This window comes from Streptomyces sp. HSW2009 (assembly GCF_040240285.1).
Classification (GTDB): Bacteria; Actinomycetota; Actinomycetes; order Streptomycetales; family Streptomycetaceae; genus Streptomyces.
The window spans coordinates 1-7,104 of the sequence record NZ_JBEHZD010000428.1 but is presented as its reverse complement, the minus strand read 5'-3'; the positions used below and the strand labels follow the sequence as shown (position 1 = coordinate 7,104).

General features: G+C 68.1%; 5 protein-coding genes. All 5 read left to right on the top strand.

What is annotated here, in order from left to right:
- Window positions 1–1,120 precede the first annotated feature (1,120 nt).
- The 5 genes from AAHZ94_RS25260 to AAHZ94_RS25240 all read left to right on the top strand — a co-directional run bounded on the left by AAHZ94_RS25260 (window position 1,121) and on the right by AAHZ94_RS25240 (window position 6,979).
- On the top strand, window positions 1,121–2,752 hold the full coding sequence (locus tag AAHZ94_RS25260; RefSeq protein WP_349995469.1) for a peptide ABC transporter substrate-binding protein: 1,632 nt from the start codon (window positions 1,121–1,123) through the stop codon (window positions 2,750–2,752).
- Between the two features lie 116 nt (window positions 2,753–2,868).
- Window positions 2,869–3,795: an ABC transporter permease gene (locus tag AAHZ94_RS25255; RefSeq protein ID WP_349995467.1), complete on the top strand. Its 927-nt coding sequence runs from the start codon at window positions 2,869–2,871 to the stop codon at window positions 3,793–3,795.
- Window positions 3,788–4,750 (top strand): ABC transporter permease, encoded by a 963-nt coding sequence (locus AAHZ94_RS25250; protein WP_349995465.1) that lies wholly within the window; start codon window positions 3,788–3,790, stop codon window positions 4,748–4,750. The genes AAHZ94_RS25255 and AAHZ94_RS25250 overlap by 8 nt, the downstream gene beginning before the upstream one ends.
- Before the next feature lie 11 nt (window positions 4,751–4,761).
- Entirely contained in the window at window positions 4,762–5,820 is a 1,059-nt protein-coding gene (locus tag AAHZ94_RS25245) for an ABC transporter ATP-binding protein (RefSeq protein ID WP_349995464.1), read from the top strand.
- On the top strand, window positions 5,813–6,979 hold the full coding sequence (locus AAHZ94_RS25240) for an ABC transporter ATP-binding protein (protein ID WP_349995463.1): 1,167 nt from the start codon (window positions 5,813–5,815) through the stop codon (window positions 6,977–6,979). Before AAHZ94_RS25245 ends, AAHZ94_RS25240 begins: the two co-directional genes overlap by 8 nt.
- Window positions 6,980–7,104: the final 125 nt, after the last annotated feature.

Sequence of the window (7,104 nt, the reverse complement as noted above, 5' to 3'; positions counted from 1 at the left end):
CCCCCCCCCCCCCCCCGCGGCCCGGGCCCCCCCCCCCCCCCCCCCCCCCCCCCCCCCCCCCCCCCCCCCCCCCCCCCCCCCCCCCCCACGGCTGTGTCTGGGCTCGTACGACAGCGGTTTGTACGGCAGCGGCTCGTAGGGCATCGGTCCGTGGGGCATCGGTCCGTACGGCGCTGGCTCGTACGGCGCCAGCCCGTACGGCATCGGCCCGTACGGAGCCGGCGGCTCGTACGACATCGGCCCGTACGACGCCGACCCGTCCCAACCCGGCCCGCTGCCCGCCCCCGGAGAGACCGCCCTGGTCGCGGGCGGGGGCGCGGGGTGTGGGCGGGCGGGTGGCGTGCCTCGGGGCGCCCCTGGTGTGCCCCCGAAGCACCCCCGGTGCGGGGCAGCGCCCGGCCGGCAGGCACAATCATGCTGTTTCCCGTGCGGGGACTCCGGCCGTCACGGGCCAGACCGGCGCGGCGCACCGCCGTGTGTTCCGGTCACCTGGGGCAGCCGAACAGTTCAGCCGGGCAGGGCAGCTAGCCGGGCAATCCGGCAGCCAGCCAGCCAGTCAGGCAGCGAGCAAGCCGGCCGGGGGAGCAGACGCCTGGCCGGACAGCCGGCCGGGCAGCGGCCCAAGCAAGCCAGCCGAGTGCGTGGCCGGCGGGTGTGGGGTGAGCGGGTGCGTTCCGCTGCCCGTCGCGGGCTCACGCTACGTTGCGTGGTTGCCGCGGAACGTCCGCATCGGGCCTGGTCGGCGCCGTTCCTGGCGGTAGGCCCGGGCAGCGTGAGTCAACAAGTTTTCTGTCAACGGGCGTTCGGATATCGGTGACGACGTTCCGGATGTTGCGTTAACAGTCCGTTTCGCGGCTGTCTGTCTGCGATGCCTTTGTCCGGATTTCGGTACTCCGTCCCCGGGTGATGTGACCAAAGCGAGACCCTTTAAGTGTGGTTTACGAGCCAGGCGTGCTCAATCATGGGGTCCATTGAGCTCGGGTCAATGGGTCACGCGCTGTGGGGAGCGCCGACCTACGAGCACACTCGGGGTGCCGGGTCTTATGTCGCTGTCAGGGGTGTCAGCGCGTATCCGGTGCCCTCTCTCGTAGTGACAGTGGACTCCTGAGGAGGCAAACCCATGCGCGGTGCCAGTAGCGCCAAGTGGGTCGCGATGGCGGCGGTCGTGGCGCTGGCCGCGACGGCTTGCGGCGGCGGCGACAGTGACAGCGACGGCGGCAACAGCGGCCCGGTCGACAAGAGTGGCAAGGTTGTCTTCGACAACGGCGAGCCGCAGAAGCCGCTTCAGCCGGCGAACACGATGGAGTCGTACGGCAGCGCCGTCATCCGGTCGCTGTTCCAGGGCCTCGTGGACTACGAGGCGGGCACCGGCAAGATCGTCAAGGAGAACGCTGAGTCCGTCACCACGAAGGACAACAAGCTCTGGACGATCAAGCTCAAGAAGGGCTGGAAGTTCCACAACGGCGAGACGGTGACGTCGAAGTCGTACGTGGACGCCTGGAACTGGGCGGCTGCCACCAAGAACAACCAGCAGAACAGCTCCTGGTTCGCCGACATCAAGGGCTACGAGGACGTCCACCCGGAGAAGGGTGACGCCAAGGGCGACAAGATGTCGGGCCTGAAGGTCGTGGACGACACCACCTTCACCATCGAGCTCGTCACGCCGGTCCCGTACTACGAGTACAAGCTCGGCTACGAGGTCTTCTCGCCGCTCCCCTCGGGCTTCTTCCAGGACCCGAACGGCTACGGCCAGAAGCCGGTCGGCAACGGTCCCTACAAGTTCGTGAAGTGGGACCACAACAAGCAGATCGAGGTCGAGACCTTCGCCGGCTACCAGGGCTCCAACAAGCCCAAGAACGGCGGCGTGATCTTCAAGAACTACGCCAAGCCCGAGGCCGCGTACCAGGACCTGCGCTCCGACGCCGTTGACGTCATCCGCCAGGTGCCGCCGAACGACCTGCCGAACTACAAGAGCGACCTCGGCGACCGTGCGATCGACCAGGACTACTCGGCGATCCAGACGATCAACCCGGCGTTCTACAACACCCAGTTCAAGGACATCGACGTCCGGGTCATCCAGGGCCTGTCGATGGCGATCGACCGCGAGACGATCACCAAGACGGTGCTCCAGGGCACCCGCGTCCCCGCCACCGGCTGGGTCGCCAAGGACGTCCTCGGCTACCAGCCGGGCGCCTGTGGTGAGTTCTGCAAGTACGACCCCGAGAAGGCGAAGAAGCTCATCGCCGACGGTGGCGGCGTGCCGAACAAGGCCATCAAGATCCAGTACAACGCCGACGGCGGCCACAAGGAGTGGGTCGACGCGGTGTGCGGTTCCATCCGCAAGGCCGTGGGCATCGAGTGCGTCGGCGACGGCAAGGCCGACTTCCAGGCCGACCTGGAGGCCCGCGACAACAAGCAGGTCAAGTCGATGTACCGGTCCGGCTGGGTGCTGGACTACCCCTTCAACGGCAACTTCCTCCGGGACCTGTACGGCACCGGTGTCGCCGGTAACAAGGGCGCCTTCTCGGACCCGGAGTTCGACAAGCTGGTGAAGAAGGCGGACAACGCCAAGACGCTGGAAGAGTCGGCCAAGGAGTACAACCTGGCCGAGCAGCAGCTCAAGAAGGGCTTCCCGGCCATTCCGCTCTGGTACTACAAGGTCAACTCTGGTTACTCGAAGAACGTTTCGAACGTGAAGTTCAACCAGAAGGGCGACCCGATCCTCACCGACATCACGGTGAAGCAGAAGTAATCGTCGGACGCTGATGCCAGGGGGCGCCCCGAACCGGGCGCCCCCTGGGCCACGGGGGCAGCCGGTTCCTTACCAGGAACACGGCTGCTTTCGGCCGACCCCAGGACGGAGGCACGATGGGGCGATACGTCGCGCGGCGACTGCTCCAGATGATCCCGGTGTTTATCGGGACGACTTTTCTCATCTTCTTCATGGTCCGGACCCTGCCCGGCGACCCCATCCGGGCGCTCTGGGGCGACAAGGAGCCCGACCCCACACAGCTTGCCGCGCTCCGTCATGAGTACGGGCTCGACGACCCGCTGTGGCAGCAGTACCTCGACTACATGAAGGGCCTCTTCCAGGCCGACTTCGGAACCACGGTCGGCGGCCGTCCGGTCTCCGAGATCCTGGGCGACGCCTTCCCGGTCACCATTCGGCTCGCGCTGATCGCGCTCCTCTTCGAGATGATCCTCGGACTCGTCCTGGGCGTCTTCGCGGGCATGAAGCGCGGCAAGGTCGTGGACCGTGCCGTGCTGGTGCTGACCCTGCTCGTCATCTCGATCCCGGTCTTCGTCCTGGCGTACATCTGCCAGACGGTGTTCGGCAACGAGTTGCAATGGACCAAACCAACGGTCCAGGACTCGCTGGACATCCAACAACTCGTGCTACCAGGCATCGTGCTCGGTTCGCTCTCGCTGGCCTACGTGGCCCGGCTGACGCGCACCACCGTCGCCGAGAACCTGCGCGCCGACTACATGCGCACCGCGCTGGCCAAGGGCCTGCCCAAGCGGCGCATCGTCGTCAACCACCTGCTGCGCAACTCGCTGATCCCGGTCGTGACCTTCCTCGGCACCGACCTGGGTGCGCTGATGGGCGGCGCCATCGTCACCGAGGGCATCTTCAACGTCCAGGGCGTGGGCGGTGCGCTCTATCAGGGGCTGCTCCGACGCGAGGGAAGCACCGTGGTGGGCATCGTGACCTGCCTGGTCTTCGTCTACCTCGCCATGTCCTTGATCATCGACCTGCTGTACGCGGTCCTGGACCCGAGGATTCGCTATGCCTGACATCACCAAGACGCCGGACTCCTCGGCGCCCAAGGCCGTCGACACCAGCAAGGCCACGGCCACGGCCGTAGTGGCCGACGCCGCACCCGAGAAGGTGCGCAGCCTGTGGGGCGACGCCTGGCGCGACCTGCGCCGCAACCCCTTCTTCATCATCTCGGCGCTGCTCGTGCTGCTGCTGATGGTCATGGCCTTCTTCCCCGGCTGGTTCACCAGCGCCGGGCCGCGGGACGCCGACCTTCAGAACCACTACCTGAGCAAGCCGGAGCTGGGGAAGTTCTTCTCGCCCGACTGGTTCGGCTATGACAACCAGGGCCGCAGCATCTACGCCCGCGTCGTGTACGGCACCCGCGCCTCCATCGAGGTCGGCGTCGGCGTCACCGCGCTGGTCACCCTCTTCGGTGGCCTGATGGGCATGCTCGCCGGCTACTTCGGCGGCTGGATCGACGCCCTGCTGTCCCGCATCACCGACGTGTTCTTCGGCATCCCGTTCCTGCTCGGCGCCCTCGTCGTGCTGAACGCGTTCACCGAGCGCTCGGTGCCGGTCGTCATCGGCGCGCTGGCCTTCCTCGGCTGGACCCAGATCGCCCGCGTCATGCGCGGTTCGGTCATCACCACCAAGCAGGCGGACTACGTGATGGCGGCCAAGGCGCTCGGCGCCGGCACCGGCCGCATCCTGCTCCGGCACATCCTGCCGAACGCCATGGCACCGGTGATCGTCGTCGCGACCATCGCGCTCGGCGGGTACATCTCGGCCGAGGCGACCCTGTCGTACCTGGGCATGGGCCTCGCGGAGCCGACGGTCTCCTGGGGTATCGACATCTCGACCGCGTCCCAGGTGGTGCGGAACAACCCGCACGCCCTGTTCTTCCCGGCCGGCATGCTGACCCTGACCGTCTTCGCGTTCATCATGCTCGGCGACGCGGTGCGCGACGCCCTCGACCCCAAGCTGCGCTGAGGGAGGCGTACGTGACCACCATCGACAAGACCGCGAGCGCCCCCAGCCGGCGCATCGAGGACGACGGCAACACCCCGCTGCTCGAAGTACGGGACCTGCACGTCGAGTTCAAGACCCGCGACAGCCTGGTCAAGGCCGTCAACGGCGTGAACTACAGCGTGCGCGCCGGCGAGACGCTGGCCGTGCTCGGCGAGTCCGGGTCCGGCAAGTCCGTGACGGCCCAGGCCATCATGGGCATCCTCGACATGCCGCCGGGCCGCATCCCGCAGGGCGAGATCCGGTTCCGCGGCGAGGACATGCTCACCATGTCCAACGAGGCGCGCCGGCAGATCCGCGGCCGGAAGATCGCGATGATCTTCCAGGACGCGCTCTCCTCGCTGAACCCGGTGCTCTCCGTGGGCTACCAGCTCGGCGAGATGTTCCGGGTGCACCAGGGGATGTCCCGCAAGGCCGCCAAGGCCAAGTCCATCGAGCTGATGGACCGGGTCCGCATCCCCGCCGCCAAGGACCGGGTGAACGACTACCCGCACCAGTTCTCCGGCGGCATGCGCCAGCGCATCATGATCGCCATGGCGATGGCGCTCGAACCCGACCTGATCATCGCGGACGAGCCCACCACCGCTCTCGACGTGACCGTGCAGGCCCAGGTCATGGACCTGCTCGCGGAGTTGCAGAGCGAGTACAACATGGGGCTCATCCTGATCACCCACGACCTCGGCGTGGTGGCCGACGTCGCGGACAAGATCGCGGTGATGTACGCGGGCCGCATCGTGGAGACCGCGCCCGTGCACGAGCTCTACAAGCGCCCCGCGCACCCCTACACCCGCGGCCTGCTCGACTCGATCCCGCGCCTGGACCAAAAGGGCCAGGAGCTGTACGCGATCAAGGGCCTGCCGCCCAACCTGACGCGCATCCCCACGGGCTGTGCGTTCAACCCGCGCTGCCCCAAGGCGCAGGACATCTGCCGTACCGAGGTGCCTGCGCTGCACCCGGTGACCGAGCGGGACGGCGCCGACCTGCCGGGCCGCGGCAGTGCGTGCCACTTCTGGAAGGAGACGATCCATGGCTGACCCCGGAAAGAAGGACGAGGCGGCCGGCCAGAAGGGCGCGTCGCCGGACACCACCCCCAACGTCACCAAGGTGGAGGTCGTGGACGCCACGACCGACGCCGAGGTGGAGGCGGTGCTGGACGCGCCGGTCGAGCGCGGCGAGCCGATCCTCCAGGTCCGCAACCTGGTGAAGCACTTCCCGCTGACCCAGGGCATCCTCTTCAAGCGGCAGATCGGCGCGGTCAAGGCCGTCGACGGCGTCTCCTTCGACCTGTACCAGGGCGAGACGCTGGGCATCGTGGGCGAGTCCGGCTGTGGCAAGTCCACCGTCGCCAAGCTGCTCATGACGCTGGAGCGGGCGACCGCGGGCGAGGTCTTCTACAAGGGCCAGGACATCACCAAGCTGTCCGGCCGCGCGCTGAAGGCCGTACGCCGCAACATCCAGATGGTCTTCCAGGACCCCTACACCTCGCTCAACCCGCGCATGACGGTCGGCGACATCATCGGGGAGCCGTACGAGATCCACCCGGAGGTCGCGCCCAAGGGCGACCGGCGCCGCAAGGTGCAGGAACTCCTGGACGTGGTGGGCCTGAACCCGGAGTACATCAACCGGTACCCGCACCAGTTCTCCGGCGGTCAGCGCCAGCGCATCGGCATCGCCCGCGGCCTGGCGCTCAACCCGGAGATCATCATCTGCGACGAGCCGGTCTCGGCCCTGGACGTGTCGGTCCAGGCGCAGGTCATCAACCTGATGGAGAAGCTCCAGGACGAGTTCAACCTGTCCTACATCTTCATCGCGCACGACCTGTCCATCGTCCGGCACATCTCCGACCGGGTCGGCGTGATGTACCTGGGCAAGATGGCCGAGATCGGTACGGACGTCGAGATCTACGACCACCCGACGCACCCCTACACCCAGGCGCTGCTGTCGGCCGTCCCGGTCCCCGACCCCGACGCCCGCGACGGCCGCGACCGGATCATCCTCTCCGGGGATGTCCCCTCGCCGGCCAACCCGCCCTCCGGCTGCCGCTTCCGCACCCGTTGCTGGAAGGCGGAGGACAAGTGCGCCAAGGAGGTCCCGCTGCTCGCGATCCCGCAGGGCTTCGTGGGCAAGGACACCCCCGCGGCACACGAGTCGGCGTGCCACTTCGCGGAGGAGAAGGACGTCGTCCACGCGTAAGCCGTGACGCTCGCCGCTGAGGCGGGCACCGGACGAGTCCCACCGGGGGGGGGGGGGGGGGGCGCGGGCCCGGCCCCGGCCGGCGGGGCGCCGCCGCCGCGCGGCGCGCGAGGCGGCGGCCGGGC

Coding starts and splice junctions, on each gene's coding strand:
- AAHZ94_RS25250 (WP_349995465.1), top strand. CDS start 3,788: ATGCCTGACATCACCAAGACGCCGGACTCCTCGGCGCCCAAGGCCGTC.
- AAHZ94_RS25255 (WP_349995467.1), top strand. CDS start 2,869: ATGGGGCGATACGTCGCGCGGCGACTGCTCCAGATGATCCCGGTGTTT.
- AAHZ94_RS25240 (WP_349995463.1), top strand. CDS start 5,813: ATGGCTGACCCCGGAAAGAAGGACGAGGCGGCCGGCCAGAAGGGCGCG.
- AAHZ94_RS25260 (WP_349995469.1), top strand. CDS start 1,121: ATGCGCGGTGCCAGTAGCGCCAAGTGGGTCGCGATGGCGGCGGTCGTG.